This window comes from Streptomyces azureus (assembly GCF_001270025.1).
Lineage (GTDB): Bacteria > Actinomycetota > Actinomycetes > Streptomycetales > Streptomycetaceae > Streptomyces > Streptomyces azureus.
Genome location: NZ_DF968252.1, coordinates 1 through 21,120, shown reverse-complemented (window position 1 = coordinate 21,120; position 21,120 = coordinate 1). Strand labels below are relative to the sequence as shown.

Below are 21,120 nucleotides of genomic sequence, written 5' to 3'. Positions count from 1 at the left end.
TGTCTCGCCTGTTGGGAGCCGCAATGACGCACCTCCGTAGCAAGCGCTTGCCCAGACCGGGTGTCGCCCTGGCCGCCGTCGCGGGCCTGGTCGCCGCCCTGGGACTGGGCGCGACCGGGGAGGCGAGGGCCGCCGAACCCGCCCCCGCCGAGATGTCCACACCGGCGGCCGCCCGCTGGACCGACCAGGCCCACGGCTTCGCCTCGCTGGCCGGAGGCACCACGGGCGGGGCCGGCGGCAAGGTCGTCACGGTCACCGACCAGGCCTCGCTGGCGAAGTACGCGGCCGCCGAGGAGCCGTACGTCATCCGGGTGGCGGGGGCGGTCGCCGTCCAGCCCTTCGGCTCGGACATCGTCGTCGCCTCGAACAAGACGATCATCGGCGTCGGCGACACCGGTGAGATCGTCCACGGCGAACTGCACCTCAACCCCGGCACGCACAACGTCATCATCCGCAACCTGACGATCCGCGACTCCTACGTCGAGGGCGACTGGGACGGCAAGACCAACGACTTCGACGCCATCCAGATGGACGCCGTCCACCACGTCTGGATCGACCACAACCGCTTCACCCACATGGGCGACGGCTTGCTCGACATCCGCAAGGACAGCCAGTACGTCACCGTCTCCTACAACCAGTTCAGCGACCACAACAAGGCGTTCGGGATCGGCTGGACGTCCAACGTCCAGACGCAGATCACCATCGACCACAACTGGTTCACCGGCACGAAGCAGCGCAATCCCTCGGCGGACAACTGCGCCTACGCGCACCTCTACAACAACTACATCTCCGCGCAGGTGGCCGATGGCGACCCCGTGTGGACGTACGGGAACTGGTCCCGGGGCCGCAGCAAGATGGTCATCGAGAACAGCTACTACGACCGGGTCCAGCACCCCTACCAGGCCGACACCACCGCGGAGTTGGTGGAGCGGGGCTCGATCCTGAGGAAGACGAGCGGGCGGACCGACGAGTGGGGTGCCGCCTTCGACCCGCGGGACTTCTACGACTACCGGCTCGATCCCGCGGCCGCCGTCCCCGCCCTGGTGAAGAAGTTCTCCGGTCCGCAGCGGCGGATCGGTGTGACCCTCGACGTCCCGGGCGCCTACCCGACCGTGCAGGCCGCCGTGGACGCCGTGCCCGAGGGCAACGACGTGCCGGTGACGATCGCGGTCGCGCCGGGCACCTACCGCGAGAAGGTGTTCATCCCGGCGACCAAGCCGAAGATCCTGCTCCGGGGGACTGGACACGACCGCTCCGACACCGTCATCGTCTACGACACGCCCGCCGAGTACGGCGGTTCGACGGGCAGCGCCACCGTGCGGATCGCCGCGAACGACGTCACCGCACGCAACCTCACCTTCAGCAACGACTTCGACGAGGCCGCGGTCGAGCTGAAGGGCGAGCAGGCCCTCGCCATGAAGACGACCGGCGACCGGATCGTCTTCGAGGACACCGCCTTCCTGGGCAACCAGGACACCCTGATGACCGACAGCCCCAAGCTGAACGTGATCAGCCGGGTGTATGTCCGCGACTCGTACATCGAGGGCGACGTCGACTTCATCTACGGGCGGGCGACGACCGTGATCGAGCGGTCCGTGATCAAGGCGCTCAGCCGGGGGTCCACGACCAACAACGGCTACATCACGGCCGCCTCGACGTGGAAGGACAACCCGTACGGGTTCCTGATCACCCGCTCGAAGATCGTGAGCGACGCGCCGGCCGGGAGCTTCCACCTCGGCCGGCCCTGGCACCCGGGCGGCGAGCCGAACGCGGTGGCCCAGGTGCTGATCCGCGACACCCGGCTGCCCGCCGCGATCAAGGCCTCGCCGTGGACCGACATGAGCGGGTTCTCGTGGAAGGACGCGCGCTTCACGGAGTACCGGAACTACGGGCCGGGGGCCGCTGTCACCCAGGACCGGCCGCAGATGAGCGACGAGGACGCGGGGACGCACACCGTCACCGCGTACCTCAAGGGCAACGACAACTGGGCGCCCCACGCACGTCACTGACCCCCCCCACAACTTCATATCTCCGTCTGATCCAGAAGAGAGAGCCGATCAATGAAGAGCAGCATCCGCAGAAGCAGGCGCGCGGCCACGGCCGTCGCCCTGGGCTCCGTCCTCGCCCTGACCGCGACCGCCTGCGGTGACGACGGCAGCGGCGCCGGTGGCGACAAGGGGGCCGAGGGCAGCGGCAAGGGCGAGATCGTCTTCTGGGACAACAACGGCGGTGTCCGCACGGACATCTGGAAGCAGATCATCGCCGACTTCGAGAAGGCGAACCCGTCCATCAAGGTCGAGTACGTCGGTATCTCCGCCACCGAGTACCAGTCCAAGGTCGACACCGCCATCCAGGGCGGCGGTCTTCCGGACGTCGGCGGTGTCGGCGCGGCGATGGCCGCCGGGTTCGCCGCCCAGAACGCGCTGGAGCCCCTGGACGGCCGACTCGGCAAGTCCGCGCTCAAGGGCAAGCTCAACGAGTCCATGGTCGAGTCGCTGAAGTCCGCCGGTGGCGGCGACGCGCTGTACTCGGTCCCGACCTCCGCGAACAACGGCACCCTCTACTACCGCACCGACCTGTTCAAGAAGGCCGGCCTGGACGCGCCCACCACGTGGGAGAACTTCTACGAGGCCGCCGAGAAGCTCACCAACGCCAAGAAGAACGAGTTCGGCTACACCATCCGCGGCGGCGCGGGCTCCATCGCCCAGGCGCTGGACGCGATGTACGGGCAGTCCGGCATCACGTCCTTCTGGGACGCCGGCGGCAAGAAGACCACGGTCAACGACCCGAAGAACGTCGAGGCGCTGGAGAAGTACGCCGGTCTGTACAAGAAGTACACGCCGGCCGCCGACCTCAACAACGACTTCACCAAGATGGTCTCGCAGTGGGACTCCGGCACGATCGGGATGCTCAACCACAACCTGGGCTCCTACCAGGACCATGTGAAGGCGCTCGGCACCGACAAGTTCCGCGGCATCCCGCAGCCCACCGGCCCGGGCGGCAAGCGCGTCCAGATCTCCAACCCGGTCGACGGCCTCGGCCTGTTCAAGAGCTCCAAGAACAAGGAGGCCGCCTGGAAGTTCATCGAGTTCGCCGCCTCGCACGAGTCCAACTCCAAGTGGAACGAGTCGGCCGGCGCCATCCCGTCCCACACGGACGCCGCCAAGGACGCCTGGATCTCCAAGGCCGAGCCGACCAAGCTCGCCGCCGAGGCCCTCAACGACGGCTCCACCACCATCGTCCAGCTGCCGTACTACCTGCCGGACTGGAACACCATCTCCAAGGCCGAAAACGAGCCCGACTTCCAGAAGGTCCTGCTCGGCGACATGAGCGCCAAGGATTTCCTGGACAAGATGGCCGATCAGCTGAACGAGGCTCAGGCGGAGTGGGACCAGCAGAAGGGCTGAGGTGCCCGGTCTCGCCCTGGGGCGGCCTGTGGTGTGCAGGCTGCGGGTCGCCCCGGGCTGGTCGCGCACACGCGGCGCAGCCGCGTACGGAAAACACCGCACCCCCGCGCCCCCGGGGGCCCGCTGAACGAAAGGTCTGTCGTGTCACTGAGCCGTAGACAAGTCACCACGGCCGCTGTTGCCGCCGTTCCCCTCACCGTCGCCATGACCGGTACCGCACAGGCCACCGGCCGCCGCGCCCGAACCCTCTACATCGCCGGTGACTCCACCGCCGCCCAGAAGTACACCGACGCGGCGCCCGAGACCGGGTGGGGAATGGCGCTGCCGTTCTTCCTCCACAAGGATCGGCCGGTCGCCAATCACGCGGTCAACGGCCGCAGTTCCAAGAGCTTCGTCGACGAAGGACGGCTCGGCGTCATCCTGCGGCAGATCCAGCCGGGCGACTTCCTGCTCATCCAGTTCGGTCACAACGACGCGAAGGTGAGCGACCCCGCCCGGTACACCGAGCCCTGGACGACGTACCAGGACCACCTGCGGATGTACATCGACGGGGCCCGGGCGCGCGGGGCGCGGCCCGTGCTCGCCACGTCCGTCGAGCGGCGCAAGTTCGACGCGGCCGGCAAGGCTCTGACGACGCACGGCGAATACCCGGCGGCGATGCGGGCGCTCGCCAAGGAGGAGCAGGTGACGCTGCTCGACATCCAGGCGCTGTCGATCGCGCTGTGGCAGAGGCTGGGGGTCGAGGAGACGAAGAAGTACTTCAACTGGACCGCGACCGAGCAGGACAACACGCACTTCAACCCGCCCGGTGCGATCGCCGTGGCGCGGCTGGTCGCGCGGGAGTTGCTGCGTACGCGGGTGCTCGCGCCGAGCGAGGTGCGCCGGCTGGACGAGACGATTCCCGAGTCCTGGATCACCTGGCCGAAGGCCACCGCGTAACACCCCCCCGTCCCTGGAAAAGGAGATCCGCGCCATGCACACACGTAGATGGCATGGGCATGCCATGACGAAGAGGGTCGTCGTCCTCGCCGGATGCACCGCACTGGTGCTCTCCCTCACCGGCACCGCCGCCGCCCAGGCCGACTCCCGCGATCCCGCCCGGCAGACGCTCGGAGCGAAGGACGGTTGGGGGTCGTACGGCACCGGCACCACCGGTGGTGCCGCCGCGGACGCCGAGCACGTGTACACCGTGACCACCTGGGCCCAGTTCAAGGCCGCCCTCGCCGCGGGCGGCAGCGCACCGAAGATCATCAAGGTGAAGGGGACCATCGACGCGGTCTCCGAGGGGTGTGACGCCTTCGCCGTGCCCGGGTACGACTTCGACGCCTATCTGAAGAAGTACGCGCCCGAGACGTGGGGGCTGGACAAGGACCTGAGCGGCGAGCCCGCCGACAGCCCCGAGGGACTGCGCCGCGCCTCCGCCGACAACCAGGACCAGGCCATCAAGGCCAACGTGCCCGCCAACACCACCATCATCGGCGTCGGGAAGAACGCGGGCTTCAAGGGCGCCAGCCTCCAGATCAAGGGCGTCGACAACGTCATCGTCCGCAACCTCACCTTCGAGAGCCCCCTCGACTGCTTCCCGCAGTGGGACCCGACCGACACCTCCACGGGCGCCTGGAACTCCGAGTACGACACCGCCGTCGTCTACGGCTCCACCCATGTCTGGATGGACCACAACACCTTCACCGACGGCAGCCACCCCGACAGCAAGGCACCGACGTACTTCGGCACCCTGTACCAGCAGCACGACGGCCAGCTGGACATCGTCCGGGGATCCAACTACGTCACCGCCTCCTGGAACGTCTTCGCCGACCACGACAAGACGCTCATGATCGGCAACAGCGACAGCGAGTCGACGGCCGTGGGCGACCGGGGCAAGCTCAAGGTGACGCTCCACCACAACCTGTTCCGCAACCTGGTCGAGCGCGCGCCGCGCGTCCGCTTCGGGCAGGTCGACACGTACAACAACCACTACGTGGCCGGACAGGACTACGTCTACAGCTTCGGCATCGGCAAGGAGTCCCAGCTCGTCGCCGAGCACAACGCCTTCACGCTGCCGAGCGGGGTCAGCCCGGCGAAGATCCTCAAGAAGTGGATGGATTCGCCGGTCACCGCCGCGAACAACCACGTCAACGGCAAGCTGACCGACCTGATCGCCGTGCACAACGCGGAGATCCCCGGCGAGACCCTCCGGTCGGGCGCCGGCTGGACGCCGACCCTGCGGACCAAGGTCGACCCGGCGAAGGCCGTCCCCGGGATCGTCGACCACCGCGCGGGCGCCGGCCGCATCTGCTGACGCCCCCGAGAACCGGCCGGTCCGGGCGCACGCCACGAGGTGCGCCCGGCCGGCCCCTCCTCGGACCATCACCCCGCACGAGCCGCACCGCGAAGGGGCAGCCGCATGTCCTCGCACTTCCACCGTTCTCTCTCCCGCAGGGGATTCCTCGTCGCGAGCGCCGGGGCGGGCGCCGCACTCGCCCCCGCGCCGGTCCCCGCGCGGGCCACCGGGCGGCAGCGCCCGTTCGGCCGGTACGGTTCACCGGCCGCCCGCCTCAACCCGAAGACGCTGTACGTCGATCCGCACGGCCGCGGCGACCACACCTCCGTCCGGGAAGCCGTCGCCGCCGCTGGGGGTACCTCCCAGGCGTTCAGCACTGGGGGAGGCAGCGGCTGGACGCTGGTCATCGCGCCGGGCACCTACCGGGAGACGGTCGCCGTCGACGCCACCCGTACCGAGGCGACCTGGATCGGCGCCTCCGAGGACCCCCGTGACGTCGTGATCGTGTACGACAACGCGGCCGGGACGCCCAAGCCCGGCGGCGGCACCTACGGCACCACCGGCTCCGCCACCACCACCGTCCGGGCCGACGGCTTCACCGCCCACCGCATCACCTTCGCCAACGACTTCCTGCGCGCCGACCACCCCGACATCACCGGCACCCAGGCCGTCGCCATCAAGGTGCAGGGCGACCGCTCGGCCTTCCACCACTGCCGCTTCCTCGGCTGCCAGGACACCCTGTACGCCGACTCCAACTCCGCGAGCCTCGTCGCCCGCCAGTTCTTCTCGCACTGCTACGTCGAGGGTGACGTCGACTTCGTCTTCGGCCGGGCCACGGCCGTCTTCGAACACTGCCACTTCCGTACCCTGAACCGCACCGACGCGTCCGGCGCCCCGTACGGCTTCGTCTTCGCCCCCTCCACGGAGCGCGCCAACCCGCACGGCTACCTCGTGACGCGCGGCCACGTCAGCAGCGAGGCCCCGGACGGCTACTACAAGCTGGCCCGCCCCTGGGTGCCCACCTCCAGCACCACCGTCCGCCCGATGCTCACGGTGCGCAACACCTGGCTGGGCCCGGGCATCGACGCGGTCGCGCCCTACGCCAACATGCGGGACGCCCACCCCTGGCAGGACCAGCGCTTCGCCGAATACCGCAACACCGGCCCGGGCGCCGTCGTCACCGTCCCGGAGAACCGGCCCCAGCTCACCGACGAGCAGGCCCGGTCGGCGACCCGTGCCACCTGGCTCGGCGACTGGCGGCCACCGGGGGCGTGCTGAGATGCGCCGACGCACTCTCCTGGTCGCCGGCGTCGTCGGCGGCCTGACCGCCGCCGGCTCCCGGTCCGCCTCCGCCGCGCCGCGCCACCGCGTCCTGCACGTCCGCCCCGGCGGCTCGGTCCAGGCGGCCGTGGACGCGGTGACCGGCCCCCGCTGGACGGTCGTCGTGCACCCGGGCACGTACCGCGAGGTCGTCAAAATCCCCGCGGACAAGGCGGAGTTGACCCTGCGCGGGGCGACCCGCGACCCGCGTGACGTCGTCATCGTGTACGACCACGCCAACGGCACCCAGAAGCCCGACGGTTCGGGAACGTACGGCACGGCGGGCTCCGCCACCTTCACCTCGGCGGCCCCCGGACTGACCGTCCGCGACCTCACCCTCGCCAACGACTGGTTGCGTGCCGACCACCCCGATATCACCGGCACCCAGGCAGTCGCCGCGTACGTGACGGGGGACCGGTCGTCCTTCGACAACGTCCGCTTCCTGGCCCACCAGGACACCCTCTTCACCGACACGACCGCGCTCGGCACCTTCGACCGGCAGTACTTCCGGCACTGTTACATCGAGGGCGACGTCGACTTCGTCTTCGGGCGGGCGACCGCCGTGTTCGAGCAGTGCCACTTCCGCACACTGGCACGGGACGTCGACTTCACACCCAAGGGCATGGTCTTCGCGCCCTCCACGGCCCGGGCGAACCCGTACGGCATCCTCGCCGTCCGCTGCCGTATCACCTCCGGCGCCGAGGACGGGGCGTACAAGCTGGCCCGGCCCTGGGTGCCGTCGTACGAGACCACGGCCTGGCCGTCGCTGGTGGTGCGGGAGACCCGGATCGGGCCGGGCATCGACGCGGTGGCCCCGTACACCAACATGCGCGAGGCCTTTCCCTGGCAGTCGATGCGGTTCGCCGAGTACCGGAACCCGGGGGCCGGGGCGGCGATTCACGTACCGGAGAACCGGCCGCAACTCACCCGCGTCCAGGCCCGGTCGCACACCAGGGAGACGTACCTCGGCGACTGGCGGCCCTATGCGTAGGGCCGCGGTTCTCCTCCTCGGTCTCTGCCTGCTCTGGCCGGCCTCGCCGGCCTCCGCCGCCGAACGCGCCCCCGTCGGCTGGGCCTCCACCGGCTCGGGAACCACCGGCGGGGCGGGCGGTACGACCTGGACGGTGGACACCCGCGCCGAGCTCAAGCAGGCCCTGGCGAACGACGGAGCCCCCACCGCGCCCAAGGTCATCCGGGTCGCCGGTGACATCTCCGGGCACGAGGCGGACGACGGTTCCCTGCTCGGCGAGCAGGACTACGCGCCCGGATACGACCTCGGCAAGTACATGTCCTGCTTCGGCGAGGACGGCGCCGTCTGGTCCGACACCCGCTACGACTACTGCAAGCAGCAACGGCAGCTGCGCCAGACCGGGTCGAACAAGGAGAAGGCACAGATCCAGCTCACCGTGCCGAGCAACACGACCCTCGTCGGCGCGGGCCGCGACGCCCGGCTGCTCGGGGTGTTCCTGACGGTCAACACCGGCAGCAACATCATCGTGCGGAACCTGCACCTGGAGGCGCCCGTCGACCACTTCACCACCTGGTCCCCGGGCGACGGCACACGGGGCAGCTGGGACGCCCGCTTCGACGCGCTGACCGTGATCACCGGCAGGCACATCTGGATCGACCACTGCACTTTCACCGACGGCCGTTTCCCGGACCGCGAGGCGCCCCTCGGCTTCCACGGCGAGCGCGTGCAGCGACACGACGGGCTGCTGGACATCGAGGACGGCTCCGACTTCGTCACGGTCTCCGACAGCCGGTTCGAGGACCACGACAAGGCGATCCTCATCGGGTCGGGTGATGGACGCGGCGACCGCGACCGGGGGCACCTCAAAGTGACCTTCGTCCGAAACCTGTTCAGCGGCATCGTGCAGCGCGCCCCCCGGGTCCGCTTCGGGCAGGTGCACGTCGTCAACAACGTCCACCGGGGGCAGGCGCCGCTCTACGCCCTGGGTGTCGGCGTGGAGTCCGCGATCTTCTCCGAGCGCAATGTCTTCCGGTATCCCGGGGGCGGGCCGTCGCTCGCCGTCGCGGACTACGGGGGCGAACGGTTCCGCGACACCGGCTCCTGGTTCAACGGCCGGCCCGCCCGGCTCAACGCCGTGGCGAGCGGTCTGGGCCTCGAAACCGACGTCGGCTGGGATCCCGCCGAGGTGTACGACTACCGCGCCCTGACGTCCCCGTCGGCGGTCGAGCGGTACGTGCTGCGGCACGCCGGAACAGGGAGGTCGTATGGGCACCCATGAGCGGCTCGGCCGGCGGACGTTCGTGGTCGGGGCGAGCACGGCGCTGCTCGCCGGGGGACCGGTGAGCGGGGCGGCGGCGGCCGTCGTGGACGGTCCGCTGCCCGACTTCCACCCGGCGCTGAAGGACGCCCTGACCTTCCCGCTCGCCTGGGGGAGATCCCCGATCCGCGACTTCCGCGCCTGGCGGCGTGCCGCCCGGGCCACGGTCGAGGAGCACCTGCTCGTCGAACGGCAGGACGGGACGCCGTACGCACCGGAGGTCGGTGGCCGTGCCCAAGGGGAGGGTTACACAAGGGAGTTGGTCACCGTCTCCCTCACCCGCCACGAACGGGTGCGCGGCGTACTGCTCACCCCGCACGGCCGCGGGCCCTTCCCCGCCGTGCTGCTCCTGCACGACCACGGCGCCAAGTTCGACATCGGCAAGGAGAAACTGGTCCGGCCCTGGTACGACGACACGCGTCTCACGTCCGCCCGGGCCTGGGCGGACAAGTACTTCAGCGGGCGGTTCGTCGGCGACGAACTGGCCCGGCGGGGCTATGTGGTGCTGTGCCTGGACGCTCTCGGCTGGGGCGACCGCGGGCCCCTCGCCTACGAGCAGCAGCAGGCCCTGGCCGCCAACTTCTACAACCTCGGCTCCTCACTCGCCGGACTCATGGCACGCGAGGACGCCCGCGCCGCCGGGTTCCTGGCCGGCCTCGACCGCGTGGACGCCCGCCGGGTCGCGGCCGTCGGCTTCTCCATGGGCGCCTACCGCGCCTGGCAGACCGCCGCCCTCAGCGACGACATCGCGGCCGCCGCGAGCGTGTGCTGGATGACCGGCCTGAAGGAAATGATGGTGCCCGGCAACAACACGCTGCGCGGGCAGTCGTCGTACTACATGCTCCACCCGGGCCTGCCCCGGTTCCTCGACTTCCCCGACGTGGCGGGCATCGCCGCACCCAGGCCGATGCTCTTCTTCAGCGGCGCGCTGGACACCCTCTTCCCCGCCGACGGCGTACGGGTGGCCCACGACAAGCTGCGCGCCCTCTGGCGTTCGCACCACGCCGAGGAGCGGTTGCACCTCAAGACCTGGCCCGACCTCGGCCACGTCTTCGTCGACCGCATGCAGGACGAGGTCTTCACATGGCTCGACTCCGTCCTGTGAACCCCGCTCCATCCTCGATGAACTGACCCGCCTCCCGGGGCGCTTGACCCGTTTTTTGGCCCACTCAAGGTCTCGATCGGGTAAAGCGTCTGGCGTCCAGGCGGGTGACGCGCGTAGAAGACTTGTCATGCATAAGCCACTGCGTATCGCGGCCGTCGCCACGGCCTGTGCCGTCGCCGGCGCCGCCCTCTACGGCGCCGGCGCGGCCACCGCCGGTCAGTCCACGGCCAACTCCACGCACGAGCCCTACAACATCGGGCTCCTGGTCAAGGACATCGACAGCTACTACGGCACCACGGCAGACGCGAACGGCGTCTACCAGGCGTCCGCCGACAGCCCCTACGCCAAGGACCTCGCGCGCCTCGACGCGTCCGCGAGAAAGTACATCGACCAGGCCGCCCGCAAGGCGCGGCACAAGGGCGAGAAGCCCGCCGTCGTCTTCGACATCGACGACACGCTGCTGCTCAGCCTGGACTACGAGAAGCGCAACAACTACACCTACAACTCGGCCACTTGGGCGGCCTACGTCAACAAGGCCGACCGCCCGGCCGTCTTCGGCAGCCCCGAGCTGGTGCGGTACGCCGAGAAGAAGGGCGTCGAGGTCTTCTACAACTCGGGCCTGAGCGAGGCGCAGCGCTCCGCAGCGGTCGAGAACCTGAAGAAGGTCGGCGTCGAGGTGAACCTCGACGCCGACCACATGTTCCTCAAGAACACCGCGAACCCGCCCTCGTACCTGAGCGGTTGCGCCACGCCGGGCGCCTGGACCTGCACCACCGTGCAGTACAAGTCCGGCACCCGTCAGCACATCGAGAAGGACCTCGGGTACGAGATCATCGCCAACTTCGGCGACCAGTACTCGGACCTCGAGGGCGGCTACGCCGACAGGACCTACAAGCTGCCCAACCCGACGTACTTCGTCGGTTAGTCACTCTCCTTCGTCCGTACCGGCTTCACCGACTCCAGCGTCGGCACCACCGGCTTGATCGTGCCGTCCGCCGCGAACTCCATGCGGTCGATGGTGGTCTCGCGGTGCATGCCGTCGCCGCCGGGCCTGCCGGGGCCGTTGAGGGCGAAGCGGTGGTAGACCATGTACCAGTCGTCGGTGCCGGGGGTGTTCACCACCGAGTGGTGACCGGTGCCGAGGATGCCGTACTCGGGCCGCTTCTGAAGGATCGTCCCTCGCTTGGTCCACGGGCCGAGCGGGGACGGTCCCGTCGCGTACGCCACGTGGTAGTTCTCGCTGCGGGTGTCGTCCTCCGACCACATGAAGTAGTACGTGCCCTTCCGCTTGATCACGAAGGCGCCCTCGCGGAAGTTGTCCGGGGTGATGTCCTGCACCTTCGACGCGTCGAAGGACACCATGTCGTCGCCCAGCGGAACGACGTACCCGCGTCCGTTGCCCCAGTACAGGTACGCCTGCCCGTCGTCGTCCGTGAAGACCGACGGGTCGATCATCTGGCCCTTGAGCGATCCGCCCTTGGCGACCAGCGGCTTGCCGAGCGCGTCCTTGAAGGGGCCGGCGGGGGAGTCGGCCACCGCCACGCCGATCTGCTGCTCGGCGCAGAAGTAGAAGTAGTACTTGCCGTTCCGCTCGGCGATCGCGGGCGCCCAGGCGTACTTGTCGGCCCAGGTCACGTCAGGCCCGAGGTCGACGATGACGCCGTGGTCCTTCCAGTGGACCAGGTCCTTCGACGAGTACGCCTTGAACTTCGTGCCGCTCCAGCCCTGGAAGCCGTCCGTCGTCGGGTAGATCCAGTACCTGCCGTTCAGGTAGTGCACGTCCGGGTCGGCGTTCAGGCCGGGCAGCATGGGGCTGCGGGTGCGGACCGCCTCGACCGTCCAGGTGCGCTTGGTGCCGTCGGCCGCTGTCACGGTGTACTTCTGCGGCGTGCGGAAGTCGCGCCGGGTGCCGGACTTCGGGCTCAGCGTCGCGCCCTTGCCCACCCACAGCTTCGGGGCGAGGCCGCGCAGATCGGCGTTGGGCTCCATCGGCAGCACGACCTTCGAGGCGCTGCCCGTGACGATGGAGTAGCCCTTCTGGTGCTTCGCCGTCGCGTCCACGACCGAGGCGGGCGTCGACGGGTACGCCGCCAGCAGCCGGTCGTACTCCTTCTGCGTCACCGGGAGCACCGTGCCGTGCCGGGGGCTCGCCGGGAGCTGGTAGTCCGTGGACGGGGTCCACTTGCCCGAGGCGAGGTCGGTGGTCTCGAACGGGATGTAGCCGCGGCCGCCGTACTCGTCGATGAACAGGTACCACTTCTTCTCGGTGTTCGACTTGAACACCGTCGGGCCCTCACCGCGGTCCATCGCGCCCTTGCCGATGCAGTCGGCCACGAAGTCGTACTTGGTCGAGGTCAGGGACGTCGACTTCTCACCGGTGATGAACTTCGAGCAGGGGCTGGAGGAGCTGGGGTCCCGCTCGTCCTTGGTGTAGCGGTAGTACTCGTCCTTGTACTTGACGACCGTGGAGTCGATCACCGAGTAGCCGGGGTCGTTCCAGATCTTCGGCTCGCTGAAGGTCCGGAAGTCCTTGGTCGTCGCGTACATCATCTTGTTGTACGTGTTGCCCTTGTGCTCCGGGTCGTCGTCGGCGTACAGCTTCGACGCCCAGAAGACGACGTACTCACCGAGCTCGTCGTCCCAGTAGGCCTCCGGGGCCCAGGTGTTGCCCGCGTTGTCCGGGGAGACCTTCACCAGGCGCTGGTCGGTCCAGTTGACCAGGTCGGTGGACTCCCAGACCATGATCGACTTGCTGCCGTGCCGCTGGACCTGGTCCCAGCTGCCGCTGGAGTTCTTGTACATCCGCAGGTCGGTGGCGATCAGATAGAACTTGTCGCCCTCGGGGGAGCGGATCACGAACGGGTCGCGCAGGCCCTTCTCGCCGATCGTCGACGTCAGGACCGGCTTGCCGGCGTTCAGCTCACGCCAGTGCAGCGCGTCGTTGCCCCGGCTGAGGGCGTAACGGATCTGCTCGCCGTCGGCGGTGCCTTCGCCCGTGAAGTAGGCGAAGAGGTAGCCGGCGTACTTGGAGTGCTTCACGGGTGGGGCTCCGGGGTCCGCGGTGCTGGGTGGCGCCGTGAGAAGGGTCAGGAGGAGGCCGGTCAGGGCCAGGAACGGCAGCAGGAGCGTGCGGGGGCGCATGACACTTCCTGTCGGAGTCTGGGGGATTCTGTTGGATAGCGGCTCTCGGAGTTTCACCGCACGGGGACAGGGCGTCAACGGGTGTGCATGAGGCCAGTGGTTCCGAAAATTTCGGAAGGTCGGGCGCCGAGCACGTGACGGCGGCAACCCTTTCGCGGCACGGCGGCGACTGTTGGTCGGAAACGCACCGGAGCGGGCCCCTCCGAACCGTTTCCGTCCCCATTCCCCAGGAAAGGAACGCTCCGTGCTGCTCAGCGCAGGACGCCACCGCAGGACACGTACGCTCGCCATCGCCGCCGCGGTGGCCTGCGCCTCGGGGGCGGGCGGCGTCTACCTCGGGCTCTCCGGCGGCGGCGCGCAGGCCGCCTCGTCGACGGTCACCGTCTCCACCGCGGCACAGCTCGAAGCAGCCGTGAAGAACGCCACCGCGGGGACCACCATCCAGGTTCGCGGCGGCACCTACTACCCGGCCGCGACTCTCAAGTCCACGGCGAACGGCACCCGTTCGGCGCGTATCACCCTGCGGGCGTACGGCAGCGAGAAGGTCCGGATCGACGGCTCCGAACTGCCAGACGGCTCCTGGCTCGCCGCCCTCCACGGCGACCACTGGACCGTCGAGAACCTCGCCTTCGTCAACTCACCGGCCCAGGGCTTCGTCGCCACGTCCTCCGCCGGCGGCATCTTCAAGAACCTCGTCACCGCGGACAACGGCGACTCCGGCTTCACCCTGCGCGGCGACGGCACCACCGGCAACCTCGTGCAGAACCTGGACAGCCACGGCAACTACGACCCGGCCGGCCACGGCCAGAACGCCGACGGCATCGCCGTCAAGTTCGGCTCCGGGACGGGCAACAGGATCACCGGCGCCCGGCTGTACAACAACTCCGACGACGGCCTCGACCTCTGGCAGTTCTCCTCACCGGTCACCATCGAGCACTCCTGGGCCTTCGGCAACGGCGAGAACCGCTGGAACGACCCGGCCTTCGAGGGCAACGGCAACGGTTTCGAACTGGGTGGCGGCGGAGCATCGGTCGCCCATGTCGTCAGCAACAACGCCGCCTGGGGCAACGCGCTGCACGGCTTCACCGAGAACTCCAACACCGGTCCCATCGCCGTGAACCGCAACACCACGTACGCCAACGCCCACAAGGGCTTCTACTTCGCCACGGGCAAGGCCCGCCTCGGCGAGAACCTCGCCGTGGGCGACAAGGGCGGCCCCGCCGAACCGGGGTCCTCGGCCGTCTCCGCCGGCAACAACTGGGACAGCGGCGTCGCCACCCCGCCCTTCAGGTCGACGGACGCGAGAAGCGCGTACGGAGCGCGCCGGGCGGACGGCTCCCTCCCCGCGACCACGTTCCTGACGACCGGCTCCACGGCCATCGGTTCGACGATGGACTTTGCGGACACCCCCTAGCTTGATCTTTAACCTCGGGCCTCGAACGGCTCGTCGTACTTCTAGGGACTCCGCCGAGCGCGCGCACACGACGACGCCCCCGCCGGTGCGAACCGGCGGGGGCGTCCTGCCGACCGGCCGAGGGGGGCTCGGCCGGGGCTGTTCGACCGTCCGGAGGGGGGCTCCGGAGGGTCGGGTGCCGGGAAGTCCGACTGGGGGCCCGGACATCCGGCATCCGGCCGGCCCAAGGGGGATTCGGGCAGGCCGGAGCTCACACGTGCTGCGGCATCACTGGTAGCTGATGTCCGAGGCCTTGAACTTGCAGGTCTTGCCGTCCGGCCCGGGCGGGGTCAGCTCCTTGGGCTCCTTGCCCGTGTTGTTGCCCTCGAAGCGCACACACGTCTTGATCTTCTTCTTGCTGTCGCCGTGGATGCGGATCTTCGACAGCGTGGCCGTGTCGCCGTAGTTGGCGTTCACGCCGACGATCGAGTTCATCGGCGCGGTGACGTCGATGTCGTTCAGCACGACCGTGCGCTTGTACTGCGTCTTGCAGTTGCCGCAGGAGCGCACCAGCTTCCCGGCGTTCTGCACCTGGAAGCCCGACACGTTCAGCGTGCCTGCGCCGTTGAACTGGAGCACCTTGTCGTCGGCGTTCTTCGCGCCGCCGCCGATCACCTTGTACACGGCCGACGACGACTTGCCCTTGAAGCTGGCCGCGTCCTCGCCGACGTCCGTCCACCACACGTTCTGGAGCGTGCAGCTGCCCTTGCAGTGCACACCGTCCGCGGCCGGGGTGCCGATGATGACGTTCTTCAGCACCGCGCCGTCGGCCAGCTCGAAGAGGGGGGCCTGACCCTCGTCCTGGCTGTCGCCGCCGAGCGCGCCGGAGCCGTAGAACATCTTCATCCCGCCGTCGCGGACACCGGAGACCGGGATGGTCTGCGACACGGGCGTCTTGCCCTTGTCCGTGGGCCAGGAGGACGCGGCGCCCGCGGTGGACAGCATCGACGTGGTGACGATCGCCGCTCCCGTGATGCCGAACGCCGATAACCCGGCGATCAGCGCCCGCCGCTTGGTGACCCGGCGGCGATGGCGGACGCGCTGTTCTGCTGGTGCAGTCATGTACCGATTCCTCAATGGGGGGTGACTCTTGCGCCTGGTGGTCGCCACTGGTGAGGAATGGGTTGCCGTGGCTTCAGGAATTTTTCACGAGTCGTCTTCGGCGTCGTCCACGGCCGCGAAGCCACCGCCCACGGACAGCCGCTCCGAACCGGCCGCGGCCGTCAGCGCGTAGCGGTCGGCCCCGGCGTCACGGCCGCCGCGCTCGTGGCCGAACTGGCCCGCGAACACCCACTCGCCCGCCGGGACCTTACGGCCCTCCTTGAGGGTCCAGGTGTAGACGAGGAAGCCGTCCCGCTCGCCGACCGTGAGTGTGAAGTCCTGCTCGGGCAGCGACCGCCAGGCGCCCGCGTCGGAGACCCCGCCGGTCTGGGCGATGCTCAACCGCACGGTCAGCGCGGTCAGTTCCTCGCGCGTCTTGATCGTGATGTTGCTCTGCGCCCAGAAGTCGTTGCTGTGCGGGTCGACCGAGCCGTCCGACCACAGCGGCCCGTCCTCCGTGGCGGCGGGCGGCCGCCCGGTGACGGAGGTGCTCGGCGTCCGCGAGGGCGGTGGAGCGGACTCGCGGTGCTCCGGCGGGGCGGACGGTGTGGGATCCACCGGCGGCGCGGGGGCCCGGCTCGTCGCCTCCGGCGACGGCGTGGGCGTGGGGGTCGGAGACGTCGCCACGTCCTGCTGCTGCGGGGAGGTCTCCTCCTTCACCGCGGACGCGACCGCGTAACCGCCCACCGCCAGCACACCCGCCACCGCGGCCGTCGCACCGGCCACCCGCATCCACCCGAACACGGGCGGACGCGTCGCCCGGTGCCCGGAGCCGGCCGGAGCGGCCATACCGCGCTCGACCCGGGCCAGGATGCGCTCCCGCTCGGGCTCGTGCGTCCCGGCCGCCTCGTGCAGCCGGGCGCGCAGCTCCTCGTGCACGTCCCGCCGCATGGTCATCGCTCCCTTCCTCCGCCCTCACCGGTGCGCGCCCGCAAGCTTTCCACGACCGGCGAGCAACGGGGAGCGCCCACCGTCGCGTGCATCCGCCGCGGTACGCCCTGTGTGCCCAGCAACCGCTGGAGTTCGGCCATTCCCTTGGAGGTCTGGCTCTTCACCGTACCCACCGAGACGCCGAGGGCGAGCGCGGTGTCCTTCTCCGAGAGGTCGAACGCGTGCCGCAGCACCACACAGGCCCGCTTGCGGAACGGCAGCCTGCGCAACGCCTCCTGGACGTCGACCACGCCCGCGACGTCCGGGTTCTCGGTGTTCTCCTCGCGCTGCGACCAGAACAGGGCGATGCGCCGCCGCTCCCGCACGGCGCTGCGGATCCGGGTACGGGCCAGGTTGGCGACCACACCGCGCGCGTACGCCGCCGGATGGTCGGCCGCGCGCACCCGGTCCCAGCGGTGCCACAGCGCCAGTAACGCGTCCGCCGCCAGGTCGTCGGCGGCGTCCGACTCGCCCGTCAGCAGGTAGGCCAGGCGGGACAGCTCTGCGTAGTGACGCTCGAAGAAGGCGTGGAACTCCACGGAGGCGGCGTCGTCGACGACTGTGCCCACGGGCGACCTCTCCTCGCAGCGGCTTCGGACACTCCCGGCCGGGGTGCCTGTGAGTGTCATGTTGATGACATGTGATCATCCGGGGGAGGTCCGGACGAGATCGGGAAGCGTAGCAGCGTTCTCAGGATGGTTCGTACGGAGCTTCGAACGGCGTATGGCGGGCCGGACTCTGATTCCGTAACACGAAGAAAACCTGAACGTGGTTCAACGCGGGAACAATCCAGCCAGCATCCGCACACCGATCACCCAGGCACCGAGGAGCACCAGTCATGTCCGAATCGCAGAAGGTGGCCGACCGGCCCGACGCCGCACCACCAGCGGTGAACAGCGTCGACCGGTTCTTCAAGATCTCCGAGCGGGGATCCACCTTCGGCCGTGAGATACGCGGCGGCTTCGCCACGTTCTTCACGATGGCCTACATCCTTGTCCTGAATCCCATCATCCTGGGCAGCGCGAAGGACAAGTTCGGGCACCAGCTGGACGCCGTCCAACTCACCACCGCCACCGCCCTGGTGGCCGCGGTCATGACGATCATCATGGGCGTGGGCGGCAATCTGCCCCTCGCGCTCGCCGCCGGACTCGGCCTGAACGCCGTGGTCGCCTTCCAGATCGCCCCGCTGATGAGCTGGGACGACGCGATGGGCCTGATCGTCCTCGAAGGCCTGCTGATCTGCGTACTGGTGGTGACCGGCCTGCGCGAGGCCGTCATGCACGCCATACCCCAGCCGCTCAAGCAGGCGATCAGCGTCGGCATCGGCCTGTTCATCGCCTTCATCGGCTTCGTCGACGCCGGGTTCGTCAGCCGCATCCCGGACGCCGCGAACACCACCGTGCCGGTTCAGCTGGGCGGCACGGGAACGCTCACCGGATGGCCGATTCTCGTCTTCTGCCTCGGCGTCCTGCTGACGATCGGCCTGCTCGCCCGCAAGGTCAAGGGCGCCATCCTGATCAGCATCGTCACCATGACGGCGCTGGCGATAGTGATCAACTCCATAGCCGACATCAAGAGCTGGGGCCTGACCACACCGTCCTGGCCCGACAAGCTCGTCGACGCCCCCGACTTCGGACTCATCGGCGACTTCGACCTGTTCGGTGCCTTCAGCGCCCCCGGCGTCGGGGTCATCACCGTCGTCCTGCTGATCTTCACCCTGATCCTGTCGGACTTCTTCGACACCATGGGCACGGTCGTCGGCATCAGCGCCGAGGCCGGCCTGCTCGACGAAGAGGGCAAGGTCCCGAACCTCGGCCGGGTGCTGCTGATCGACGGTGCCGCGGCGGTCGCGGGCGGTGCGGCCTCGGCCTCCTCGGCGACCTCCTACATCGAGTCGGCGGCCGGCGTCGGCGAGGGCTCGCGCACCGGCTTCTCCAACCTGGTCACCGGCTCACTGTTCGGCCTCGCGCTGTTCCTGACCCCGCTGCTCACCATCGTCCCGCTCCAGGCGGCCGCCCCCGCCCTGGTCGCCGTCGGCTTCCTGATGATGACCCAGGTCAAGCACATCGACTGGGACCGCTACGACATCGCCATCCCCGCGTTCCTCACCATCGCCGTGATGCCGTTCACCTACTCCATCACCAACGGCATCGGCGCCGGCTTCCTCGCCTACGTCGTCATCAAGACCGTGCTCGGCAAGGCCAAGGAGGTCCACTGGCTGCTGTGGGGGACCTCGGCGCTGTTCCTCGTGTACTTCGCGATCGACCCGATCGAGCAGCTGCTCGGAGCCAAGTGACGCCAGGCGTGCAGTGACGGCGAAGGGCCGCCCCCGGGGGGAAGGGGGCGGCCCATCTGTCTGTACAGACGGCTTTCGGGCGGCGGAGGTTCAGTCCTTCAACGCAGCTTCCATCATCGCCTTGGCGACCGGCGCCGCCAGGCCGTTGCCGCTGACCTCCGAGCGGGCCGCGTTCGACTGCTCCACGACGACCGCCACGGCGACCTCCTTGCCCGACGAGTCGGACTTCCCGTACGAGGTGAACCAGGCGTACGGCACCTCGCTGTTGTTCTCGCCGTGCTGGGCCGTACCCGTCTTGCCGCCCACGGTCGCGCCCGGGATCTGGGCGTTCGTGCCGGTGCCCTCCTCCACGACCGTCTGCATCGCCGACTGCAACTGCTCGGCGGTCGATGAGCTGACGATCTCCTTCGAGCCCGCCTCGTCGTCGTAGTCCTGCAACACATCACCACCGCTGTTGGTGATCTGCGAAACCATATGGGGCGAAACCAGCTTGCCGCCGTTGGCTATGGCCGCCGACACCATGGCCATCTGGAGCGGCGTCGCCGTGACGTCGAACTGGCCGATGCCCGTCTGGGCCGTCTCCGAGGGATACATGTCCGACGGGTACACGCTCGTGTAGGCCCGCACCGGCACGTCCAGCTTGTCGTCGTTGAAGCCGAACTTCTCGGCCATCGCCTTGACCTTCTCCTGGCCCAGGTCGACGGCCATCTTCCCGAAGACGTTGTTGCAGGAGTACTGCAACGCCACCCGGATCGAGGCGTTCGCGCACGGCGCACTCGGGTTCTCGTTCTCCAGCACCCCGGTCGTGCCCGGCAGCGGGTACGGGTTCGGACTGTCGGTCTTCTCGTCCACCGACGAGTACAGCCCGTCCTCCAGCGCTGCCGCCGCCACGACCAGCTTGAACGTCGAACCCGGCGGCAGCGGCTGGCGCAGCGCACGGTTGGTCAGGGGCTTGTCCGGGTCCGAGGTGAGCTTCTTCCAGGCCACTCCCGCCGTGTTGGCGTCGGTCAGCGACGAGGGGTCGTACGACGGGGTCGACACGACCGCGAGGATCTTCCCGGTCTTCGGGTCGATGGCGACGGCCCCGCCCTTCTTGTCGCCGAGCGCGTCGTACGCCGCCTTCTGCACGTCCGGGTCGATCGTCGTGACGACGTTGCCCGGGTCGGCCCGCTGGTTGGTGAGGGTGTCCATCACGGACTTCAGCCGGCTGTCCGTGCCGTTGAGCAGGTCGGTGTAGATGCCCTCCAGTTGGGTCGGCGCGTACGCCTGCGACGCGTAGCCCGTCACCGCCGCGTACAGCTCGCCGTCCGTGTACGTGCGCTTGTACTTGAGGTCGCCGGTCGTCGTCGGGGCCGAGCCGGTGACCGACCGGCCGCCCACGATGATGTTCCCGAGCGGCGCCGAGTACGTCTCGATCGCGTTCCGCCGGTTGTCCTTGTCGTCTGCGAGCGCCTGGCCCTCGTAGAACTGCACCCACGTCGCCCTGACCAGCAGAGCGAACACCAGCAGCAGCGCGAAGACCGAGGCTCGCCTGATCGTCTTGTTCATCCCGAACTGAGGACGAATTACACCGGGCGGATCGTTCCCACCCGACCCGTTTTCTCATCCGGCGTTCAGGAAGCCCGCCTCGTACGCCGCGATGACCGCCTGCGTACGGTCCCGGGTGCCCGTCTTGGCCAGCACCGCCGCCACGTGCGACTTCACCGTGGCGGGGCCGACCTCCATCCGGCGGGCGATCTCCGCGTTGGTCAGGCCCGCCGCCATGTGCCGCAGCACCTCCCGCTCGCGTCCCGTGAGC

Annotated in this window: 17 protein-coding genes; 11 read left to right on the top strand and 6 right to left on the bottom strand. The window is 69.1% G+C overall.

Annotation, left to right across the window (positions count from 1 at the left end; all coding sequences use genetic code 11):
- Positions 1–23 precede the first annotated feature (23 nt).
- From AOQ53_RS13790 to AOQ53_RS13750, 9 genes are all read left to right on the top strand, one after another.
- The gene (locus AOQ53_RS13790; RefSeq protein WP_059417335.1) at positions 24–2,009 is read left to right on the top strand and encodes a pectinesterase family protein; all 1,986 of its coding nucleotides are present in this window, start codon (positions 24–26) and stop codon (positions 2,007–2,009) included.
- A gap of 51 nt (positions 2,010–2,060) precedes the next feature.
- Positions 2,061–3,407: an ABC transporter substrate-binding protein gene (locus AOQ53_RS13785; RefSeq protein WP_059417334.1), complete on the top strand. Its 1,347-nt coding sequence runs from the start codon at positions 2,061–2,063 to the stop codon at positions 3,405–3,407.
- Positions 3,408–3,548: 141 nt separating this feature from the next.
- Positions 3,549–4,346: a rhamnogalacturonan acetylesterase gene (locus tag AOQ53_RS13780; RefSeq protein ID WP_059417333.1), complete on the top strand. Its 798-nt coding sequence runs from the start codon at positions 3,549–3,551 to the stop codon at positions 4,344–4,346.
- 34 nt (positions 4,347–4,380) lie between these two features.
- Positions 4,381–5,706 carry a pectate lyase family protein gene (locus tag AOQ53_RS13775; protein WP_059417332.1) on the top strand — a complete coding sequence of 442 codons (1,326 nt, stop codon included), beginning with the start codon at positions 4,381–4,383 and terminating at the stop codon, positions 5,704–5,706.
- Positions 5,707–5,811: 105 nt separating this feature from the next.
- On the top strand, positions 5,812–6,966 hold the full coding sequence (locus AOQ53_RS13770) for a pectinesterase family protein (RefSeq protein ID WP_059417331.1): 1,155 nt from the start codon (positions 5,812–5,814) through the stop codon (positions 6,964–6,966).
- Position 6,967: 1 nt separating this feature from the next.
- The gene (locus AOQ53_RS13765; protein ID WP_059417330.1) at positions 6,968–7,999 is read left to right on the top strand and encodes a pectinesterase family protein; all 1,032 of its coding nucleotides are present in this window, start codon (positions 6,968–6,970) and stop codon (positions 7,997–7,999) included.
- The gene (locus tag AOQ53_RS13760) at positions 7,992–9,257 is read left to right on the top strand and encodes a pectate lyase family protein (RefSeq protein WP_059417329.1); all 1,266 of its coding nucleotides are present in this window, start codon (positions 7,992–7,994) and stop codon (positions 9,255–9,257) included. Before AOQ53_RS13765 ends, AOQ53_RS13760 begins: the two co-directional genes overlap by 8 nt.
- Positions 9,244–10,401: a dienelactone hydrolase family protein gene (locus AOQ53_RS13755; RefSeq protein ID WP_059417328.1), complete on the top strand. Its 1,158-nt coding sequence runs from the start codon at positions 9,244–9,246 to the stop codon at positions 10,399–10,401. Before AOQ53_RS13760 ends, AOQ53_RS13755 begins: the two co-directional genes overlap by 14 nt.
- Positions 10,402–10,528: 127 nt before the next feature.
- Positions 10,529–11,326: an HAD family acid phosphatase gene (locus AOQ53_RS13750; protein ID WP_059417327.1), complete on the top strand. Its 798-nt coding sequence runs from the start codon at positions 10,529–10,531 to the stop codon at positions 11,324–11,326.
- Here the strand turns inward: AOQ53_RS13750 and AOQ53_RS13745 are convergent.
- Entirely contained in the window at positions 11,323–13,542 is a 2,220-nt protein-coding gene (locus tag AOQ53_RS13745; protein ID WP_059417326.1) for a family 43 glycosylhydrolase, read from the bottom strand. The two genes, AOQ53_RS13750 and AOQ53_RS13745, sit on opposite strands and share 4 nt — an antisense overlap.
- Positions 13,543–13,786: 244 nt before the next feature.
- Between AOQ53_RS13745 and AOQ53_RS13740 the strand changes: the two genes are divergently transcribed.
- The gene (locus tag AOQ53_RS13740; protein WP_059417325.1) at positions 13,787–14,956 is read left to right on the top strand and encodes a right-handed parallel beta-helix repeat-containing protein; all 1,170 of its coding nucleotides are present in this window, start codon (positions 13,787–13,789) and stop codon (positions 14,954–14,956) included.
- 267 nt (positions 14,957–15,223) lie between these two features.
- Here the strand turns inward: AOQ53_RS13740 and AOQ53_RS13735 are convergent, their stop codons facing one another.
- The 3 genes from AOQ53_RS13735 to AOQ53_RS13725 all read right to left on the bottom strand — a co-directional run bounded on the left by AOQ53_RS13735 (position 15,224) and on the right by AOQ53_RS13725 (position 17,595).
- Positions 15,224–16,057, bottom strand: a complete 834-nt coding sequence (locus AOQ53_RS13735; RefSeq protein WP_059417324.1) for a pectate lyase — start codon at positions 16,055–16,057, stop codon at positions 15,224–15,226.
- A gap of 84 nt (positions 16,058–16,141) precedes the next feature.
- Positions 16,142–16,993 carry a hypothetical protein gene (locus AOQ53_RS13730; RefSeq protein WP_059417323.1) on the bottom strand — a complete coding sequence of 284 codons (852 nt, stop codon included), beginning with the start codon at positions 16,991–16,993 and terminating at the stop codon, positions 16,142–16,144.
- Positions 16,990–17,595, bottom strand: a complete 606-nt coding sequence (locus AOQ53_RS13725; RefSeq protein WP_059417322.1) for a SigE family RNA polymerase sigma factor — start codon at positions 17,593–17,595, stop codon at positions 16,990–16,992. Before AOQ53_RS13725 ends, AOQ53_RS13730 begins: the two co-directional genes overlap by 4 nt.
- 269 nt (positions 17,596–17,864) lie before the next feature.
- On the opposite strand from AOQ53_RS13725, the gene AOQ53_RS13720 reads away from it, so the two are divergent.
- Positions 17,865–19,322, top strand: a complete 1,458-nt coding sequence (locus tag AOQ53_RS13720; RefSeq protein WP_059417321.1) for an NCS2 family permease — start codon at positions 17,865–17,867, stop codon at positions 19,320–19,322.
- A 90-nt stretch (positions 19,323–19,412) separates the two neighbouring features.
- Here AOQ53_RS13720 and AOQ53_RS13715 read toward each other — a convergent pair whose 3' ends face one another.
- Both AOQ53_RS13715 and AOQ53_RS13710 read right to left on the bottom strand, forming a co-directional pair.
- Complete coding sequence (locus tag AOQ53_RS13715) at positions 19,413–20,870, bottom strand: peptidoglycan D,D-transpeptidase FtsI family protein (RefSeq protein ID WP_059417320.1); 1,458 nt, start codon at positions 20,868–20,870, stop codon at positions 19,413–19,415.
- Between the two features lie 54 nt (positions 20,871–20,924).
- On the bottom strand, positions 20,925–21,120 hold a 196-nt coding region (locus AOQ53_RS13710), incomplete at its 5' end, for a response regulator transcription factor (RefSeq protein ID WP_148640319.1).